Genomic DNA, 17,538 nt, shown 5'->3' with positions numbered 1-17,538 from the left:
CTGGCAAGGCATTCATGCCGGGTGCGCGCGAACAAGTCGCCCTGACCTCGGAGGTTACCGGAAGAGGGCTCGGCTGAAAAGCGCCGGTAATCCGGAACCGGCAAAGTCAATGCGGAATGTGCATACGACGACTTGCCAGGCGAATGTGCCGAAGCGCCTGTCGGCCAAACCGGCGCGCGCTCCTCGCCACTCGCGCCCCCTCCGCGTTATGGATCACGCTGCCGGGGCATCATCGACCGTAACGCGGGCCGGGTGTGCCGGGCCAGGCCCACTCGAGGAGGGACGCTTCGATGGGGGAGAAGGTCGTGGCAGGCGGATTCGACCTGTCCGATCGGCAGCGGTATCGAAGGAAGCTTCACGAGTGCCTGGAGGGGCTGGAGCGGCTTCTGGCGGAGAAGAGGTTCGATCGCCCGAAGAACATGATGGGGCTGGAGATCGAACTGAATCTCGCGGGTGCCGACGGGTTGCCGAGAATGGTGAATGCCCAGGTCCTGGAGCGGATTGCCAGTCCGGATTTCCAGACGGAACTCGGAATGTTCAACCTGGAGGTGAACGTCCTTCCCCACCGTCTCGGAGGCCGGGTATTCGACCAGCTCGCGGAGGAACTCAGTGCGGGGCTGGGCTATGCCCACCGGCAGGCGGCCGAGATCGACGCGGGCGTCGTGATGATCGGGATCCTGCCGACGATCACGCGGGCCGACCTGGTCACCGCCAACCTGTCGGCTGTGGACCGCTACTCACTCCTGAACGAGCAGATCCTGATGATGCGCGGCGAGGACTTCGCGCTCGACATCGACGGCGTCGAGCGGCTGACCTGGCGGTCCGGGTCGATCGTGGCGGAAGCCGCCTGTACGTCGGTGCAGTTGCACCTCCAGGTGACCCCGGGCCGGTTCGCGGACGTGTGGAACGCCGCCCAGGCGGTGGCCGCCGTACAGATAGCCGTCGGCGCGAACTCCCCGTTCCTGTTCGGGCGGGAGCTGTGGCGCGAATCGCGGCCGCCGCTCTTCCAGCAGGCGACCGACACCCGGCCGCCGGAGCTCCAGGCGCAGGGCGTGCGGCCGCGGACCTGGTTCGGGGAGCGGTGGGTGGACTCCGCGTACGAGCTCTTCGCCGAGAACGTCCGATACTTCCCCGCCCTGCTGCCGATCTGCGACGAGGAGGAGCCGCTGCGGGTGCTCGCCGACGGCGGGGTGCCGCGGCTCCAGGAGCTGGTCCTGCACAACGGGACCGTCTACCGCTGGAACCGGCCCGTGTACGGGGTCGCCGACGGCGTGCCGCACCTGCGGGTGGAGAACCGGGTCCTGCCGGCCGGGCCCACCGTCGCCGACGTCGTCGCGAACGCCGCGTTCTACTACGGGCTCGTCCGCACCCTCGCCGACGAGCAGCGCCCGGTGTGGAGCCGGCTGCCGTTCGCCGAGGCGGAGGCCAACTTCGACGCGGCCTGCCGGTACGGGATCGACGCGCGGCTGCGCTGGCCGCGCCGGGGCCGGGGCGGGGGCCTGGCTAGCGTTCCGGCCGTACGGCTGGTCCTGGACGAGCTGCTGCCCATGGCGGCGGCCGGGCTGGACGCCTGGGGGATCGAGCCCGCCGACCGGGACCACTACCTCGGCATCATCGAGGAACGCTGCCGGCGCCGGGTCAACGGGGCGACCTGGCAGGTGGACACCTACCACCGGGCGCTCGCCGCCGGCCTGGAGCGGGACGAGGCGCTCGCCGCGACGACCCGCCGCTACAGCGAGCTGATGCACCGGGGCGAACCCGTGCACACCTGGCCCGTGGGGCTCGCCGAGGAGGAGGTGAGCGCCCCGCTTCCCGTCGGGCGGTGAGGCCCGCCCGTCCGGGCGGTGTCCGGTGTTCCGGTCACGATGATCCGCCCGGCCCCCCGAGGAGGCAGTATGGGGTGGTCGGAACGGGATGGCGGGACGGGAGTCGGGCGTGCGGGCGGAGCCGGTGGTCGTGGAGCTGCGCGAGGACGGGCGGCGGGGCGTGCTGCGCACCGAGACGCTGCTCGTCCTGGCGCTGTCGCTGGGCGCGAGCGGGGTGTCCGCGCTGATCAGCTTCATCGGCTCGCTCACCAAGCCCGGCGGACTGAAGGACCAGGCCGCCACCCTCAACGGCTCGTACGCCCCCGGGCGGCCCTGGCTGGACCTGGCCTGGCAGCTGTTCGGGATCGCGAGCGCGCTCGTACCCGTGCTGCTGGTGGCGCACCTGCTGACCCGCGAGGGCGCGCCGGGGCTGCGCGTCCTCGGCTTCGACCTCACCCGGCCCTGGTGGGACCTCGGCCGGGGCGCCCTCGTCGCGGCCGGGATCGGCAGCGCCGGGCTGGCGTTCTACCTGGGGGCGCGGGCGGCCGGCTTCAACCTCACGGTGGTGCCGGAGGCGCTGCCCGACGTGTGGTGGAAGTTCCCCGTCCTGATCCTCTCCGCGGTGCAGAACTCCGTGGTGGAGGAGGTCATCGTGCTGGCCTACCTGCTGCGCCGGCTGGACCAGCTGGGCTGGTCGCCGACGGGCGCGCTGGTGGCCGGCTCGGTACTGCGCGGCTCCTACCACCTCTACCAGGGCATCGGCGGGTTCATCGGCAACATGGTGATGGGAGCCGTCTTCGTGCTTGCCTACCGCCGCTGGGGCCGGGTGGGGCCGCTGGTCGTCGCGCACGCGCTGCTCGACATCGTGGCCTTCGGCGGGTACGCGCTGCTCGCGGGCAAGGTGGACTGGCTGCCGACGCCGTGACCGGGCGGACCCGGCACGGCGTGCGCGGCGGTCGGTTCAGGGCGCGGTGAGGAGTTCCCCGTCGAGGACGGTCACCGCGTGACCGCCCAGCAGGGTGCGCTCGCCCGCCAGGGTGACCCGTACGAGCCCCTGGCGGGCCCCGCCCTGGAGGCCGGTCAGCTCGGTTCGGCCCAGGCGCTGCGCCCAGAACGGGGCGAGCGCGGTGTGCGCGCTGCCGGTGACGGGGTCCTCGTCGATCCCGAACGCGGGGAAGAAGCCGCGGGAGACGAAGTCGTACCCGAGGGAGGGGTCCTCGGCCGCTGCGGTGACGATCACCCCGCGCCTGGCGAAGGCGCGCAGGGCGGCGTGGTCCGGTTGCAGCTCGCGGACGGTCTTCTCGTCGGCGAGTTCGACGAGGAGGTCGCCGATGTGGGCGGCGGTGTCGTGGACGGAGAGGATCGGGGCCCCGCCGAGCGCGAGGTCCACGGAGGCCGGCGCCGCGACGGGGGTCAGGGAGGACGTCGGGAAGTCCAACGTGATCGCGCCGTCCCCGGCGGTCTCGGCCGTGAGGACGCCGCAGCGGGCGGCGAACCGGATCAGCCCGGTGGCCAGGCCGCTCGACGCGAGGACGTGGGCGGTGGCGAGGGTGGCGTGGCCGCACATGTCGACCTCGGCCGCGGGGGTGAACCAGCGCAGCGCCCAGTCGGCGTCCCCGCCGGGCGGCAGGGGGTGGGCGAAGGCGGTCTCGGAGAGGTTCATCTCGGAGGCGACCTGCTGGAGCCAGGTGTCCGGAGGGAATCCCGCGTCGAGGAGCAGGACGGCCGCGGGGTTCCCGTGGAAGGGGCGGTCGGTGAAGGCGTCGACGATTCGGATGCGCATGCTCCGACGGTAGGGCCCTTGCGCTGCGCCGGACAAAGGCCAATCCGGGACGACCGGCTGTCCGGTACCGGTGGATTCGGTACCGATTCGCTGCTTCGACGGGCGTCGTCCTGCACGGGTCGCCGCCGCCTCGCCCGCGTCCCCGGAGGGGGAGAGCACGTCGCCGGCGTAGGTGTCGGCCGGCCGGATCAGACGGTCGGCCATCAGCGGCCAGGAGAGGACCTCCAGGTTTCCGCCCCAGCCGTTCCCCTCGACGACCCGGTCGGCGTTGTGCCAGGACCAGCCGTCGGAGGGTTCCATGACCGGTTCGGACGTGAGGGCGTGCGGGTCGTCCCCCCACGGGGTGTTGACGTCCCCGTAGGCGTCCGAGGGGGTGAGCTCGTACGCGCCCGGGGTGAACAGTGCGGCCCGGAGGGAGTCCGTGGTCGCCGGGTGCATCGCGCCGGGCCGCCCCAGCTCAGCCCGACAGGAGATCGGCGAGCGCAGTGGCGGGGCCTGGAAGGCCAGCCCGGGGTCGGTTCACCCGACCCTGCAGCTGCTGGAGGACGAGGGGCTCATCACGGCGCAGAGCGAGGGCGGCAAGAAGCTGTTCACGCTCACCGACGCGGGCCCCACCGAGGCCGAGTCGGGGCCGGACGTCCCGTGGGCGGACGCCGGGCGCGGCTTCGACTTCGAGGCGATGCAGGAGGTCCGGACGGCCGGTGTCGGCCTGATGGAGGCCTTCGGGCAGGTCTTCAAGACCGGCTCGCCCGAGCAGCGCGAGAAGGCCGTCGCGGTCATCAACGACGCCCGCAAGAAGCTCTACCTGATCCTGGCCGACGAGCACTGACGGGCCGGCTCCGCACGGAGCCCGCGCCGCAGACGCCGTACGTGCAGCGGAGCACCCCGCGAGTCCTTTCGCGGGGCGCTCCGTCGTACCTGCGGACGGGTCCGGCGGGGGGTCAGGCGACCAGGCCGGCGAGTCTGCGCAGCGATTCGTTCAGCGCGGCGGTGGCCGAGTCCTTGAGCTTGCCGGCCATCAGGGAGACGGCGGCCCCCGTGAACTCGCCGTCGATGCGGACCGTGGTGGCCCCGCCGTCCGGGACCAGGGTGTAGCGGGTCAGGACGGCCACGCCCATCGGCCCCTTGCCGGTGATCGCGAACAGGCGCTCGTCCTCCAGTTCCGAGACGGTCCAGACGACCTCGGCCGGGAACCCCATCATCTTCATGTTCTCGGCGAAGGTGGAGCCGAGCGCGAGGGTCTCCGGGCCGCCCTTCGGGAAATTGGTGTGGGTCGTGCTCCACCTGCCGTACGCGTCCCAGTCCGTCAGCTGGGACCAGAGCTTCGCGGCGGGCGCCTCGATGCGTGATTCCGCGGTGACTTCGGCCATGCGGCCACCCCTCTCGTCGGGTACGTGCGGCGGAAGGTAGCCCCGGTGGGTGGAACATTCAATACTGACGACCTGTCAGATATGCCGGGTCCCGGGCCGTCGGGCCGCCGGTCGCGTCTCAACAGGCGTCACGTCCGTGACGGTACTGACGGGCCCTGCCATGATGGCCCGATGCAAGCGTCAGGGAGACACGCCGGACTGGGCCTCGCCCTCGTCTCGGCGTTCGCGTTCGGTGGTTCCGGAGTGGCGGCGAAGCCGCTGATCGAGGCGGGTCTGGACCCCCTCCACACGGTCTGGCTCAGGGTGGCCGGGGCAGCGCTCGTGCTGTCGCCGCTCGCCTGGCGCCACCGCGATCTGCTGCGCCGCAGGCCCGCGCTGCTCGCGGGCTTCGGGCTGATCGGCGTCGCGGGCGTACAGGCCTTCTACTTCGCCTCCCTGTCGCGCATCCCGGTGGGCGTGGCCCTGCTGCTGGAGTACCTGGGCCCGGCGCTGCTGCTCGGCTGGATCCGCTTCGTACAGCGCAAGCCCGTCACGCGGGCGGCCGCCGTCGGCGCCGCCGTGGCCGTCGTGGGCCTCGCCTGCGTCGTCGAGATCTGGGCCGGGCTGAGCCTGGACCCGCTCGGGGTGCTGCTCGGCCTCGCCGCGGCCTGCTGCCAGGCCTTCTACTTCGTCTTCGCCGACCAGGGCACCGACGGGGACGACGTCCCCGACCCGCTGGGCGTGATCGCGTACGGGATGCTCATCGGCACCCTGGTGATGACGGTCATCTCCCGGCCCTGGGAGATGGACTGGGGGGTGCTGGCCGCGGACGCCTCCCTGAACGGGACCATGCTTCCGGCGGGGCTCCTGCTGGGCTGGGTGGTGCTCATCGCGACCGTACTGGCCTACCTGACCGGCGTGGTGTCGGTGCGCCGGCTCTCCCCGCAGGTCGCGGGCGTCGTGGCCTGCCTGGAGGCGGTGATCGCGACCGTGCTGGCCTGGATCCTGCTCGGCGAGTACCTCTCGACCTGGCAGATCGCCGGCGGGGCGCTGGTGCTCGGGGGCGCCTTCATCGCGCAGTCCTCCCGGCCCACCCCGCCCGCGGCGGTCGACCCGGCCGTGCTGGACCGCGAGACGACCACGGCATAGGGTGCGGACCATGCCGACGACCGTGCTTCCGCCTCCCGCCGCCTAGGCGCGGGCGGCACCTCCACGTACGACAGCCCCGGCCCGGGTGTTCCCGGGCGGGTGCGCGCTGCCCGCGAAGCGATGGCCCTTCCCCTTCATCCTTCACGCACGCGCGGAGACCACACGTGTCGAACCATTCGCCCGCCGCCGGGCGCAGTCTGCTGTACCTCGTTCTCGCCGGAGCCGCCTGGGGCACCGCCGGAGCGGCCGCCTCGCTCCTCTTCCTGGCCAGCGACCTCGGCCCGCTCTCGCTGTCCTTCTGGCGGTGCGCGGGCGGGCTCGCCGTGCTGCTGGCCGTCCTCGCCGTACGGCGCCGGCCGCGCTCCGGCGCCGGGCGGCCGCGGCCCTCGGTGCCTTCGCTGATCTCGACCGGGCTGCTGTTCACGCTCTTCCAGGCCGCCTACTTCGCCGCCGTCCGCGAGACCGGTCTCGCCGTCGGGACCGTGGTCACCCTCGGGGCCGGGCCGGTGCTCATCGCGCTCGGCGCCCGGTACTGGATGGCCGAGCGGCTCGGCCGTGGCGGGAGCGCCGCCGTGGTCGGGGCGCTGGCCGGGCTGGCCGTACTGGTCCTGGGCAGCGGGGGCGGCGAGGTGCGGCCGCTCGGCGTCGGCTGGGCGCTGCTGTCCGCCGCCGGGTACGCGGCCATGACCCTGCGGGCCCGGTGGCTCGGGCAGCGCGGGGCGGGCGGCGACCCGCTGGTCACCACCGCCTGGTCGGTCGGGGTGGGCACGGTGTGCCTGCTGCCGCTCGCCGCGCTGGAGGGGCTCCTGCCGCACACCGCCGAACTCGGGCGCGTGCTGTGGCTGCTGGTGTACGTGGCCGTCGTCCCGACGGCGCTGGCGTACGCGCTCTACTTCACCGGGGCGGCCGCCGTGCGGGCGGCGACCGTTTCCGTGATCATGCTGATCGAGCCGGTCAGCGCGGCGCTGATCGCCGTCCTGGTGCTCGGGGAGCGGCTGACCGGCGCCGTGGTGCTGGGAACCGTACTGCTGCTGACGGCCGTCGGGGCACTGATCGGGGCGGAGTCCCGCCGGCCGGCGGGCGGGCCGGCCGGCGGTCCGGGTGAGGATCCGGAAGGCCGGCCCGCCGCGCCGCGGCGCGGTCCTCAGCGCGCGGCGAGGTAACCCGGCAGGGCGGTGCCGGGGGCCAGGTCCGCGGCGGGCTCCGGCGTCCCGTACGCCGGAGCGACGGGGACCACGCCCGCCCAGTACGGGAGGGCGAGGTCCTCGGCGTCGTCGTTCGGGCCGCCGGTGCGGATCTTCGCGGACACCTCGGTCAGATCCAGGCGGATCACGGCGGTGGCCGCGAGCTCCCTGGCGTTCGCGGGCCGGGAGTCGGCGGAGCGGCCCGGTACGACGTGGTCGACGAGGGCGTCCAGTGCCAGCCGGCACTCCGCCTCGTCCGTGACCTGGTGGGCGGTGCCGTGGACCAGCACCGAGCGGTAGTTGAGCGAGTGGTGGAACGCCGACCGGGCCAGCACCAGGCCGTCGAGGTGGGTCACGGTGACGCAGACGGGCAGGCCGGGGTCGCTGCGGCCGGCGGCGAGCAGCGGGCGTGAGCCGGTCGAGCCGTGGACGTACAGGGACTCGCCGACGCGGGCGAAGAGCGTGGGCAGCACTACGGGCGCGCCGTCGCGGACGAACCCGAGGTGGCAGACGTAGGCCTGGTCGAGGATCGAGTGGACCGTCTCGCGGTCGTAGTGCGCGCGTTCGCGGGACCGGGTGGGGACCGTGCGGTCGGTGGGTTCGTAGGCCCCCGCGGGCGCGGACCCGGTCGTCTCCGTCGTTTCCGTGGTCGATGTGGTGGTCACCGTGCGATCTCCATTGCATTAGTGCATAATATGCTTTGTGCTAGGAGAGTATCGAATCACAGGACGCGGCGCATCGGATATCGCGGCCAGCGTCGAAGCGGGCGTGGGCGCGGGCGCGCTCGCGCCCGGAACGCTGCTGCCGCCGATGCGGGAGCTGGCCGCCCGGCTCGGGGTCAACCCGAACACCGTGGCCGCCGCCTACCGGACGCTGCGCGAGCGCGGGGTCATCGAGACCGACGGGCGGCGCGGCAGCCGGGTGCGGTCCCGGCCGTCGAGCGCGCCGCGGGACGCGCTGCGGACGGAGGTGCCCGAGGGCGTACGGGACCTCACCGACGGCAACCCGGACGTGGCGCTGCTGCCCCCGCTGGACGGAGCGCTGGCCGCGGCCGCCCGGGCGTACGCGCGCCGGCCGGCCCTCTACGGCCAGGACCCGGTCGCCCCGGAACTGGCCCGCCTGGCCCGGGCCGGCCTCGACGCGGACGGCGTGCCGGACGGGCCGGTAGCGCTCACCTCGGGCGCCCTTGACGCCATCGAGCGGGTGCTGGCCGCCCACCTGAGGCCGGGTGACGCCGTGGCCGTCGAGGACCCTGGCTGGGGGAGCGTGCTGGACCTGGCCCCGGCGCTCGGACTGCGCGTGCTGCCGGTGGCGGTGGACGACGAGGGTCCCCGTACGGACGCGCTGGCGCGGGCCCTGGCGGCCGGGGCCAGGGCGCTGGTGGTGACCTCGCGGGCGCAGAACCCGACCGGGGCCGCGGTGAGCGCGGAGCGGGCGGCGGCGCTGCGGGGACTCCTGGCGGGCCACCCCGAGGTACTGGTGATCGACGACGACCACGGGCACGGCTTCGTCGACCTGCCGCTGCACCCGCTGGGCGGGGTGACCCGGCACTGGGCGCTGGTCCGCTCCACGGCCAAGGCGTACGGGCCCGACCTGCGGCTCGCGGTGCTCACGGGCGACGCGGTGACGCTGGACCGGGTGCGCGGGCGGCAGCGGCTGGGCCCCGGGTGGGTGAGCCGGCTGCTCCAGTACGCGGTCGTCGAGCTGTGGTCCTCCGGCGCGGTGGACCGGGAGGCGGTGGCCCGCTCGTACGGGGAGCGGCGGAACGCGCTGGTCGCCGCGTTGCGGGAGCGGGGGGTGGCGGCCCACGGGCGGAGCGGCATGAACGTGTGGGTGCCGGTCGCCGACGAGACGGGCGCCGTGACCCGGCTGCTCGCCGCGGGCTGGGCGGTGGCCGCGGGGGCCCGGTTCCGCGTCGAGTCCGGACCGGGGGTGCGGCTGACGGTGTCGCAGCTGCGGCTCTCGGAGGTCCCGGAGCTGGCCGACGCGGTGGCGGCGGCGGTCCGCCCGGGGGCGGCGGGGGTCCGCTACGCCTGACCGCGCGGCGCGGAGCCGGTGCGGCCGGACCCGCGCCGGTGGATCCGTACCGCCCGGCGCGGGCATCCCCCCGGGCGGCGGGGCGGGTCAGGCCGGCTTGCGGGCGGCGGGGCGGGTCTGGGTGAGGGCGGCGCCGGCCAGGACGACGAGGGCGCCGACCGGGGTGTTCCAGTGCAGTTGTTCGCCGAGGACCAGGACGCCCGCCGCCGTGGCGATCACCGGGATGAAGTAGGTGACCATCTGGGCGGTCGTCGGGCCGACCTCCGTCACCAGCCCGTACTGCATCTGGAGGGCCAGTCCGGTGCCCAGGGCGCCCAGCGCGATCACCGCGACGGTCGGCCACAGCGGGAACGAGGCGGGGGCCGAGGTGAACACGGCGCTGGCCAGGGTCAGCTGGAGCGTGGAGACCATGAGCTGGGCTCCCGTCATGGCCACCGGGGAGCCCGGGGTGCCGGCCAGCGTGCGGCGGACGTAGATCCAGCCGATGGGGTAGCAGAGCGAGGCCAGCAGGGCGAGCGCGGTGCCCTTGCCGTCGACCCCCGAGAAGCCCTGCCAGGCGCCGAGGACGGTGAGGACGCCGAGGAAGCCCAGGCCCAGGCCGGCGAAGCGGCGCCGGGTGGGACGGTCCTCGGACAGCGCCACCAGCGAGAGCGCCATGCCCCACAGCGGGGAGGTCGCGTTGCAGATGCCGGCCAGGCTGGAGGGGATGCTCAGCTCCGCGAACGCGAAGAGCGAGAACGGCAGGGTGTTGAGCAGCAGCGCCGCCACCGTCAGGTGGCCCCACGTGCGCAGCCCCCGGGGGAGCGGCTCCCGGCGCACCAGCAGGACGGCGAGCAGCGCGAGCGCGCCGAACAGCACCCGGCCCAGGGCCACGTGGAACGGGGCGTACGCCTCGGTGCCGACCTTGATCAGGAGGAAGCTGAAACCCCAGACCACCGAGAGGACCGTGAAGCGCACGCGCCAGTCGAGGAGCCCGGCCCGGCGGCCGGACGGCAGACCGGCCGTGGCGGCGGCCGGGTCGGGGGAGGGTGCCGTGGGGGTGGGGCGGGGTGCCGCGGGTGCGCTCATGGCCTTACTGTGCGTGCATCAACTTCGTAGGACAAGCGAGAGTTCGTCGGGGTAACGTCGTAGCATTGCTTACATGTTGAACCTGGAGCGCCTGCGCACCCTCGACGCCCTCGCCCGCCACGGCTCGGTCGGCGGAGCGGCGGACGGCCTGCACGTCACCACCTCGGCCGTTTCGCAGCAGATGGCCAAACTGGAGCGCGAGGTCGGTCAGCCGCTGGTGGCCAGGAACGGGCGCGGCATCCGGCTCACGGATGCCGGGCGGCTCCTCGCCGACCACGCGGCCCGGATCATCTCCCAGGTCGAGCTCGCCCAGGCCGACGTCGAGGCCCAGCGCGGATGCGCGGTCGGTGAGCTGCGGATCGGCGCCTTCCCGACCGCCATGCGCGGCCTGCTGCCCCGGGCCCTGTCCGTCCTGCGCGCGGACCACCCCGAGCTCCGCGCCCTGGCGCGCGAGCGGGAGCCGGAGGAGAGCATGGCCGCGGTGGTCCGCGGGGACCTCGACATGGCGCTGGCCATCGACTGGTACAACAAGCGGATGCCGGTGCCCGCGGAGCTCACCCGGACCCACCTGCTCGACGACTCCGTGGACATCGCCGTACCGGCCGGCCACCGGCTGGCCGGGCGGACCGAGATCTCGCTGGCGGACTTCGCCGACGACGACTGGATCTCCTGGAACGAGGGCCAGTTCTGCCACGAGTGGCTGGTCTTCACCCTGCGCGGCACGGGCACCGAACCGCGCATCGCGCACATCGCCGAGGAGCACCACACCCAGCTGGCCTTCGTGGAAGCCGGGCTCGGGGTGTGCGTGGCGCCCCGGCTGGGCCGCGGCCCGGTGCCGGAGGGGGTCCGGCTGCTGCCCGTCAGCGACAGCGTCCGCCGCCATGTCTACGCCGTCTGGCGCGCGGACGCCGACCGGCGCCCCTCCATCCGGGCCGCGGCCGACGCGCTGCGGCGGGCGGCGGCCGGCCGGGTGTAGGCCGCCCGCGCGGCTCTGCCCCTGCGCCTGCGCCGCTTCCGCGCCCGGCGCATCGCTAGATCTTGCGGAAGTCCCAGGAGACGACCGACTCGGGAGTGAGGCGGATCCAGGCGTGCCGGCCGTCGTGCGGCATCTCCTCGATGCCGAAGTTCTTGACCGGGAAGATCCGCTCGGCCTCCGCCAGTTCCGGGCACGGCTCACCCGTGCGCGGGGCCTCGCCCACGAAGACGGCGCTGCCCGACAGCTCCACGCCGCGCAGCTCGTCGTACGATTCCCCGGAGTCCACGACCACCGAGATCCGGGGGTCCTTGCGCAGGTCGGCCCAGCGCCGGCTGCGGGTGATCGAGTACAGCCACAGCGAGCGGCCGTCCCAGGCGAACCACAGGGCGCCCACGTGCGGGCGCCCGTCCGGGGAGACCGTTGCCACCCGGCAGGTGCGCTGTTCGCGCAGGAAGGCGTCCACCTCCTCCCCGGTCATCATGATGCGGCGGCCCCGCCGCTGCGCTCCGTCCGCGTGCGCTCCGTCCGTCAGTGCCCCGTCCGTGGGTGTGCCGTTCAAGCGTGCGTCGTCGTCCATCCGGCCCGAGCCCCTTCACATCTGACTGTGTGTCAGGAATCATGCGGGCTCTTCCGTCGCCACGCCAGGGGGAGCCATGCCGGATCTCGATCCCGCCACCACCGCACTGCTCACCGTCGAGTGCCAGAACGGCGTCGTCGGCGAGGAGAGCGCGCTGCCCGAGCTCGCCAATGAGGCCCGGGACTCGGGGGTGCTGGGACGGGTGGCCGCGCTGGCCGACGCCGCGCGCGGGGCCGGCGTACAGGTGCTGCACGCGGTCGCCGAGCGGCGGCCGGACGGGCTGGGGGCCAACACCAACGCGCGGCTCTTCCGGGCCGCGGGGAAGCTGCCCGTCCGCCAGCTGACCGGCAGCCGGGCGGTGGAGGTCGCGGCCCCGATCGTGGTGGCCGAACAGGACCTGGTGGTGAGGCGGCTGCACGGGCTGTCCCCGATGGCCGGCACCGACCTGGACGCGCTGCTGCGCAACCTGGGCGTCCGTACGCTCGTCGTCACCGGGGTCTCGTCCAACATCGCGATCCCGAACACCGTCTTCGACGCCGTCAACCTCGGCTACCGGGTCGTGGTCCCGGCCGACGCCATCGCCGGGGTGCCCGCCTCCGTCACCGCCGAGGTGATCCGCAACTCGCTCGGGCTGGTCGCGACCATCACCACGGCCGAGGAACTCCTCGGGCAGTGGTCCCGCCCCGCCTGACCCCCGTAACCTGGGCGGATGCTGTCCGAAGTGATCGCGACCCGCTACGTCACGCCCCTGCGTGAGGGCGGCTCGCTCCCGGGGATCGTCGAGGCCGACGACCTCGGTACCTACGTCATGAAATTCACCGGAGCCGGCCAGGGCCGCAAGACCCTGGTCGCCGAAGTCATCTGCGGGCGCCTCGCCCAGCGGCTGGGCCTGCGGGTCCCGCGGCTGGTGCAGATGCAGCTCGACCCCGTGATCGGGCTCGGCGAGCCCGACCAGGAGGTCCAGGAGCTGCTGAAGGCCAGCGGCGGGCTCAACCTCGGCATGGACTACCTGCCCGGGTCGATCGGCTTCGATCCGCTCGCGTACCAGGTGGACCCGGTCGAAGCCGGGCGCGTGGTCTGGTTCGACGCCCTGATCAACAACGTCGACCGGTCCTGGCGCAACCCCAACATGCTGGTCTGGCACGGCGACCTCTGGCTCATCGACCACGGCGCCACCATGATCTGGCACCACAACTGGCCCACGGCCGGGGCCGCCGCCAAGCCCTACAACGCCTCCGACCACGTCCTGGCCCCCGTCGGGCCGGACGTCGCGGCGGCGGCCGCCGCCCTCGCGCCGCTCGTCACCGAGGAACTGCTCACCGAGGTCGCGGCCGACGTCCCCGACGAGTGGCTGGTCGACGAGCCCGGCTTCGACTCCACCGACGCGCTGCGCCGCGCCTACGTGGAGGTGCTGCTGCCGCGCGCGGCCACCATCCACGAGAGGATCACGATGGAGGCCGAGGCGAGGCCGCGGTCCGGACCGCCCGGATGGCTCGCCGAGCGCCTTGCCCCCCAGCCCCACCGGAAGAAGAGCGACAGCGAGTGATCAAGCGGGACGTGTTCGAGTACGCGCTGGTGCGGGTGGTGCCCCGGATGGAACGGGGCGAGTGCTTCAACGCCGGCGTGATCGTCTACAGCCGGGCCCACGCGTACGTGGCCGCCCGCACCCACCTCGACGAGGCCAAGCTCCTCGCCCTGGACCCGGAGGCCGACGTGGCCGGGGTGCGGGCCGCCCTGCGCGGGGTCGAGGACGTGTGCGGCGGCGGGGAGGGCGCCGGGCAGGCGGCCGGCGACGACGCGGGCCGCCGGTTCCGCTGGCTGATCGCCCCGCGGAGCACCGTGGTCCAGCCGGGCCCGGTGCACACCGGCCTGACGGCCGACCCCGCCGCGGAGGTGGAGCGACTCCTGGGCGTGCTGGTCCTCTAGGCGGGTGCACCGGCGCGCGGTGCGCCGGTCCGCCCGTCCGCCGTCCGCCGGTGCGCCGGATCGGTCCGCCGGGCCGGCCCTCCCGCCGTCCCGGCGCGGGTCCCCGCGCCTCCGTCCGGGGGTCTTCGCCCCGCCCGTGGCGCCTCCGCCGGCCCGGGCGGGGCGGACCCCCGTTGACACCGGGTGCCAGGGCTCCTAGCGTCTCCTCAGCTGAAGCTACTAAGCGGTTGCTCACCTTTGGGCGGCCGCCTCTCAAGGGCGAGGAGATCCAGCATGTCCACCACCGAGCAGCGCGTCGCGATCGTGACCGGGGCGGCCCGGGGCATCGGCGCGGCCACCGCCGTACGCCTGGCCGCCGAAGGCCGGGCGGTCGCCGTACTCGACCTTGACGAGGCGGCCTGCAAGGACACCGTGGAGGCGATCACGGCGGCCGGCGGCACGGCCCTGGCGGTCGGCTGCGACGTCTCCGACGCCGCACAGGTGGAGGCGGCCGTCGAGCGCGTCGCGAGCACGCTCGGCGCCCCGACCGTCCTCGTCAACAACGCGGGCGTGCTGCGCGACAACCTCCTCTTCAAGATGACCGAGACGGACTGGGACACGGTCATGAACGTGCACCTGCGCGGCGCGTTCCTGATGTCGAAGGCCTGTCAGAAGTACATGGTCGAGGCCAAGTTCGGCCGCATCGTGAACCTCTCCAGCAGCTCGGCGCTCGGCAACCGCGGCCAGGCCAACTACGCCGCCGCCAAGGCCGGTCTGCAGGGCTTCACCAAGACCCTGGCCATCGAACTCGGCAAGTTCGGCGTCACCGCCAACGCCGTCGCCCCCGGCTTCATCGTCACCGAGATGACCGCCCAGACGGCCGCCCGCGTGGGCATGGGCTTCGAGGACTTCCAGGCGGCCGCCGCCACCCAGATCCCCGTCCAGCGCGTCGGCCGTCCGGACGACATCGCCAACGCCATCGCGTTCTTCACGGGCGAGGCCGCCGGCTTCGTCTCCGGCCAGGTCATGTACGTGGCCGGCGGCCCGCTCAACTGACGAGAGGCAGGGCGCACGTCATGACGTACGACGGCATCGACAGCGGCAGGGTCGCGCTGATCACCGGCGCGAGCCGCGGCATCGGCCTCGGCATCGCCGAGGCGCTGGTCGCCCGCGGCGACCGGCTCTGCATCACCGGGCGCAACGAGGAGGCCCTCAAGGAGGCCGTGGAGCGGCTCGGCGCGGACCGGGTGATCGGTGTCGCCGGGAAGGCGCACGACGAGGCCCACCAGGCCGTCGCCGTGGAGCGGACCATGGAGGCCTTCGGCCGGGTCGACTTCCTGGTGAACAACGCCGGCACGAACCCGGTCTTCGGTCCGATCGCGGACCTCGACCTGGGGGTCGCGCGCAAGGTCTTCGAGACCAACGTGATCTCCGCGCTCGGCTTCGCGCAGCGGACCTGGCACGCCTGGCAGAAGGGCCACGGCGGGGCGATCGTGAACATCGCCTCGATCGCCGGCGTCTCGGCCTCGCCCTTCATCGGGGCGTACGGGATGAGCAAGGCCGCCATGATCAACCTGACCCTCCAGCTCGCGCACGAGATGGCACCCGGTGTCCGGGTGAACGCGATCGCCCCCGCGGTGGTCAAGACGAAGTTCGCCCAGGCGCTCTACGAGGGGCGCGAGCAGGAGGCGGCGGCGGCCTATCCGCTCGGCCGGCTCGGGGTCCCGGAGGACATCGGAGGGGCCGCGGCGTTCCTGACATCTGCACAAGCGGAATGGATCACTGGGCAAACTCTCGTCGTTGACGGAGGAATGTTCCTCAATGCCGGAGTGCACTGACCGATAATCGGACGCATTGACCTCCTGGAGAGAGTCAAATGCATACCGAATATGCACGGAACCGGTCAAGTGCCCCACGAAACCTATCCATTGGATTCGTGGGGCACTGCGGTAGGGTCTGCCGCACCCCTGGCTGATCGAGGAGCGTGCACGTGTTCAACCGGACCAGATGCCTGCAGATCACTGCGGCCCTTGCGTCCATATCCCTGCTCGCCGGATGCGGCCTGCTCTCGGACGACAGCGGTGGCGACCAGAAAAGAATCGTCGTCGGCACGACCAGCGCCCCGAGCACCCTCGATCCGGCGGCCGCATGGGACGGCTCCTGGGAGCTGTACCGGAACGTCTACCAGACCCTGCTGGCCTTCCCGACGGGCTCCACCAAGCCCCAGCCGGACGCCGCCCAGAGCTGCGAGTTCACGGACACGGCGAACGAGTCGTACCGGTGCACCCTGCGCAAGGGTCTGAAGTTCTCCAACGGCGAGGCCCTGGACTCCAAGGCCGTCAAGCACTCCCTCGACCGGATCCGGACCATCGGCCACAAGCTGGGTCCCAAGGACCTCTTCGGCACGCTGGACAAGATCGAGACCCCTGACCCGCTGACGGTCGTCTTCCACCTGAAGACCCCGGACGCGACCTTCCCGTACGTGCTCGGCTCGCCGGCCGCCTCCCTCGTCGCGCCGAAGGACTACCCGGCCGACAAGGTCCGCGAGGACGACAAGGTCACCGGCTCCGGCCCGTACGTGCTCGACTCGTACAAGGACGGCGCCGAGGCGGTCCTCAGCCGCAACGCCAGCTACGCGGGCTTCGCCAACCGCCGCAACGACGCCGTCACGATCCGCTACTTCAAGGACTCCGCGAAGATGATCGCGGACCTGAAGGCGAAGGAGATCGACGCCACCTACCGAGGCCTCTCGGCCGCGGAGGTCCGGGCGCTCCAGGCCCCCGACACCCACTCGCAGGGCGTCCAGGTCGTGGAGAACGTCGGCGCCGAGATCCGCTACCTGGTCTTCAACCCCAAGGACCCGCAGGTCAACAAGCTCGCCGTGCGCCAGGCGATCGCCCAGGTCATCGACCGCGGCGCGCTGGTGTCCAAGGTCTACCAGGGCACCGCCGAGCCGCTGTACTCGATGGTTCCCAAGGGGGTCGTCGGCCACAAGACGCCGTTCTTCGACAAGTACGGCCACGCGGACGTCGCCAAGGCGAAGAAGATCCTCAAGGACGCGGGGATCACCCAGCCGGTGGACCTGACCTTCTGGTACACCACCGACCGCTACGGCGCCTCCACGGCCGACGAGTTCACCGAGCTCAAGCGGCAGCTCGACGAGAGCACCCTCTTCCGGATCACGCTGCGGGGCCAGCCCTGGAAGACCTTCCAGGAAGGCTACAAGGGCGGGGAGTACCCCATCTTCGGCCGTGGCTGGTTCCCCGACTTCCCGGACCCGGACAACTTCATCGCGCCGTTCGTCGGCAAGGAGAACGCGGTCGGCACGCCGTACGAGCCCGCGCAGATCATCAACGAGCTGCTGCCGAAGTCCCGCCGCGAGGGGGACCGCTCGGCCGGCATCCGCGAGTTCGAGCAGGCACAGCAGATCTTCGCCGATGACGTCCGCCTCCTGCCCCTGTGGCAGGGCAAGCTGTACGTCGCCGCGCGCGAGGACATCGCGGGCGCCGAGCGGGCGCTCGACCCGCAGACCGCCATGCAGATGTGGGAGCTGTACCGCAAGACCAGCTGGTAGTCGGCGGTTGCGGGAGCGGTGGGGGGGGGGGGGGGCGGGCCGCCCCGGGGGGGGGGGGGGGGCGGCGGGGGGGGGCGCCGGGGGGTTAGGGGCCGGTAGCCGACATTTATAAGAGTGGGTGGAGCAGGACC

Annotated in this window: 18 protein-coding genes; 13 read left to right on the top strand and 5 right to left on the bottom strand. The window is 73.0% G+C overall.

The genetic code is table 11. The features are described from left to right. Window positions 1-290 precede the first annotated feature (290 nt). Together ACFWTC_RS33740 and ACFWTC_RS33735 are read left to right on the top strand one after the other, a co-directional pair. The gene (locus tag ACFWTC_RS33740; protein WP_383932823.1) at window positions 291-1,826 is read left to right on the top strand and encodes a glutamate-cysteine ligase family protein; all 1,536 of its coding nucleotides are present in this window, start codon (window positions 291-293) and stop codon (window positions 1,824-1,826) included. An 88-nt stretch (window positions 1,827-1,914) separates the two neighbouring features. Continuing rightward, window positions 1,915-2,730, top strand: a complete 816-nt coding sequence (locus tag ACFWTC_RS33735; protein ID WP_384029811.1) for a CPBP family intramembrane glutamic endopeptidase — start codon at window positions 1,915-1,917, stop codon at window positions 2,728-2,730. 36 nt (window positions 2,731-2,766) lie between these two features. Here ACFWTC_RS33735 and ACFWTC_RS33730 read toward each other — a convergent pair whose 3' ends face one another. After that, window positions 2,767-3,588, bottom strand: a complete 822-nt coding sequence (locus ACFWTC_RS33730; protein ID WP_383932827.1) for a PhzF family phenazine biosynthesis protein — start codon at window positions 3,586-3,588, stop codon at window positions 2,767-2,769. 421 nt (window positions 3,589-4,009) lie between these two features. On the opposite strand from ACFWTC_RS33730, the gene ACFWTC_RS33725 reads away from it, so the two are divergent. Beyond that, on the top strand, window positions 4,010-4,417 hold the full coding sequence (locus ACFWTC_RS33725) for a PadR family transcriptional regulator (RefSeq protein ID WP_383929473.1): 408 nt from the start codon (window positions 4,010-4,012) through the stop codon (window positions 4,415-4,417). Between the two features lie 112 nt (window positions 4,418-4,529). On the opposite strand, the gene ACFWTC_RS33720 is transcribed toward ACFWTC_RS33725, so the two are convergent. Beyond that, the gene (locus tag ACFWTC_RS33720) at window positions 4,530-4,958 is read right to left on the bottom strand and encodes an SRPBCC family protein (RefSeq protein WP_383929399.1); all 429 of its coding nucleotides are present in this window, start codon (window positions 4,956-4,958) and stop codon (window positions 4,530-4,532) included. A gap of 171 nt (window positions 4,959-5,129) precedes the next feature. On the opposite strand from ACFWTC_RS33720, the gene ACFWTC_RS33715 reads away from it, so the two are divergent. Together ACFWTC_RS33715 and ACFWTC_RS33710 are read left to right on the top strand one after the other, a co-directional pair. Further along, window positions 5,130-6,086, top strand: a complete 957-nt coding sequence (locus ACFWTC_RS33715; protein ID WP_383929402.1) for a DMT family transporter — start codon at window positions 5,130-5,132, stop codon at window positions 6,084-6,086. 164 nt (window positions 6,087-6,250) lie between these two features. Then, window positions 6,251-7,249, top strand: a complete 999-nt coding sequence (locus ACFWTC_RS33710) for a DMT family transporter (RefSeq protein WP_383929404.1) — start codon at window positions 6,251-6,253, stop codon at window positions 7,247-7,249. On the opposite strand, the gene ACFWTC_RS33705 is transcribed toward ACFWTC_RS33710, so the two are convergent. After that, a complete protein-coding gene (locus ACFWTC_RS33705) occupies window positions 7,231-7,935 on the bottom strand; it encodes a pyridoxamine 5'-phosphate oxidase family protein (RefSeq protein ID WP_383929406.1) in 705 nt (234 codons plus the stop codon). The two genes, ACFWTC_RS33710 and ACFWTC_RS33705, sit on opposite strands and share 19 nt — an antisense overlap. A gap of 37 nt (window positions 7,936-7,972) precedes the next feature. Between ACFWTC_RS33705 and ACFWTC_RS33700 the strand changes: the two genes are divergently transcribed. After that, complete coding sequence (locus ACFWTC_RS33700) at window positions 7,973-9,307, top strand: aminotransferase class I/II-fold pyridoxal phosphate-dependent enzyme (RefSeq protein ID WP_383929409.1); 1,335 nt, start codon at window positions 7,973-7,975, stop codon at window positions 9,305-9,307. 87 nt (window positions 9,308-9,394) lie between these two features. On the opposite strand, the gene ACFWTC_RS33695 is transcribed toward ACFWTC_RS33700, so the two are convergent. Next, on the bottom strand, window positions 9,395-10,375 hold the full coding sequence (locus ACFWTC_RS33695; RefSeq protein ID WP_383929412.1) for a DMT family transporter: 981 nt from the start codon (window positions 10,373-10,375) through the stop codon (window positions 9,395-9,397). A gap of 73 nt (window positions 10,376-10,448) precedes the next feature. Between ACFWTC_RS33695 and ACFWTC_RS33690 the strand changes: the two genes are divergently transcribed. Next, on the top strand, window positions 10,449-11,351 hold the full coding sequence (locus ACFWTC_RS33690) for a LysR family transcriptional regulator (protein WP_383929415.1): 903 nt from the start codon (window positions 10,449-10,451) through the stop codon (window positions 11,349-11,351). A 55-nt stretch (window positions 11,352-11,406) separates the two neighbouring features. Here ACFWTC_RS33690 and ACFWTC_RS33685 read toward each other — a convergent pair whose 3' ends face one another. Then, complete coding sequence (locus ACFWTC_RS33685) at window positions 11,407-11,832, bottom strand: pyridoxamine 5'-phosphate oxidase family protein (RefSeq protein WP_383929476.1); 426 nt, start codon at window positions 11,830-11,832, stop codon at window positions 11,407-11,409. Window positions 11,833-12,004: 172 nt separating this feature from the next. On the opposite strand from ACFWTC_RS33685, the gene ACFWTC_RS33680 reads away from it, so the two are divergent. The 6 genes from ACFWTC_RS33680 (at window position 12,005) to ACFWTC_RS33655 (ending at window position 17,407) form a co-directional block, all read left to right on the top strand. Beyond that, window positions 12,005-12,619 carry a cysteine hydrolase gene (locus tag ACFWTC_RS33680; RefSeq protein ID WP_383929417.1) on the top strand — a complete coding sequence of 205 codons (615 nt, stop codon included), beginning with the start codon at window positions 12,005-12,007 and terminating at the stop codon, window positions 12,617-12,619. Window positions 12,620-12,637: 18 nt separating this feature from the next. Beyond that, window positions 12,638-13,474 (top strand): HipA family kinase, encoded by an 837-nt coding sequence (locus ACFWTC_RS33675; RefSeq protein ID WP_383929420.1) that lies wholly within the window; start codon window positions 12,638-12,640, stop codon window positions 13,472-13,474. Beyond that, on the top strand, window positions 13,471-13,854 hold the full coding sequence (locus ACFWTC_RS33670) for a DUF3037 domain-containing protein (RefSeq protein ID WP_384029813.1): 384 nt from the start codon (window positions 13,471-13,473) through the stop codon (window positions 13,852-13,854). Before ACFWTC_RS33675 ends, ACFWTC_RS33670 begins: the two co-directional genes overlap by 4 nt. 273 nt (window positions 13,855-14,127) lie before the next feature. Next, window positions 14,128-14,889 (top strand): 3-oxoacyl-ACP reductase FabG, encoded by a 762-nt coding sequence (fabG, locus tag ACFWTC_RS33665; RefSeq protein ID WP_383929425.1) that lies wholly within the window; start codon window positions 14,128-14,130, stop codon window positions 14,887-14,889. A 20-nt stretch (window positions 14,890-14,909) separates the two neighbouring features. Beyond that, a complete protein-coding gene (locus tag ACFWTC_RS33660) occupies window positions 14,910-15,671 on the top strand; it encodes an SDR family oxidoreductase (protein WP_383929427.1) in 762 nt (253 codons plus the stop codon). 152 nt (window positions 15,672-15,823) lie between these two features. Continuing rightward, a complete protein-coding gene (locus tag ACFWTC_RS33655) occupies window positions 15,824-17,407 on the top strand; it encodes an ABC transporter substrate-binding protein (RefSeq protein ID WP_383929430.1) in 1,584 nt (527 codons plus the stop codon). Window positions 17,408-17,538: the final 131 nt, after the last annotated feature.

Origin of the sequence: Streptomyces sp. NPDC058619 (assembly GCF_042717785.1) — a bacterium.
Taxonomy (GTDB): Bacteria; Actinomycetota; Actinomycetes; order Streptomycetales; family Streptomycetaceae; genus Streptomyces.
The sequence above is the reverse complement of the archived record's forward strand: the minus strand, read 5'-3'. Positions and strand labels throughout refer to the sequence as shown.

Excerpts from the sequence above, each read along its gene's own strand:
- ACFWTC_RS33695 (WP_383929412.1), bottom strand. The coding sequence starts at position 10,375 with ATGAGCGCACCCGCGGCACCCCGCCCCACCCCCACGGCACCCTCCCCC.
- ACFWTC_RS33675 (WP_383929420.1), top strand. The coding sequence starts at position 12,638 with ATGCTGTCCGAAGTGATCGCGACCCGCTACGTCACGCCCCTGCGTGAG.
- ACFWTC_RS33660 (WP_383929427.1), top strand. The coding sequence starts at position 14,910 with ATGACGTACGACGGCATCGACAGCGGCAGGGTCGCGCTGATCACCGGC.
- ACFWTC_RS33730 (WP_383932827.1), bottom strand. The coding sequence starts at position 3,588 with ATGCGCATCCGAATCGTCGACGCCTTCACCGACCGCCCCTTCCACGGG.
- ACFWTC_RS33685 (WP_383929476.1), bottom strand. The coding sequence starts at position 11,832 with ATGATGACCGGGGAGGAGGTGGACGCCTTCCTGCGCGAACAGCGCACC.
- fabG (WP_383929425.1), top strand. The coding sequence starts at position 14,128 with ATGTCCACCACCGAGCAGCGCGTCGCGATCGTGACCGGGGCGGCCCGG.
- ACFWTC_RS33720 (WP_383929399.1), bottom strand. The coding sequence starts at position 4,958 with ATGGCCGAAGTCACCGCGGAATCACGCATCGAGGCGCCCGCCGCGAAG.
- ACFWTC_RS33680 (WP_383929417.1), top strand. The coding sequence starts at position 12,005 with ATGCCGGATCTCGATCCCGCCACCACCGCACTGCTCACCGTCGAGTGC.
- ACFWTC_RS33740 (WP_383932823.1), top strand. The coding sequence starts at position 291 with ATGGGGGAGAAGGTCGTGGCAGGCGGATTCGACCTGTCCGATCGGCAG.
- ACFWTC_RS33690 (WP_383929415.1), top strand. The coding sequence starts at position 10,449 with ATGTTGAACCTGGAGCGCCTGCGCACCCTCGACGCCCTCGCCCGCCAC.
- ACFWTC_RS33735 (WP_384029811.1), top strand. The coding sequence starts at position 1,915 with ATGGCGGGACGGGAGTCGGGCGTGCGGGCGGAGCCGGTGGTCGTGGAG.
- ACFWTC_RS33715 (WP_383929402.1), top strand. The coding sequence starts at position 5,130 with ATGCAAGCGTCAGGGAGACACGCCGGACTGGGCCTCGCCCTCGTCTCG.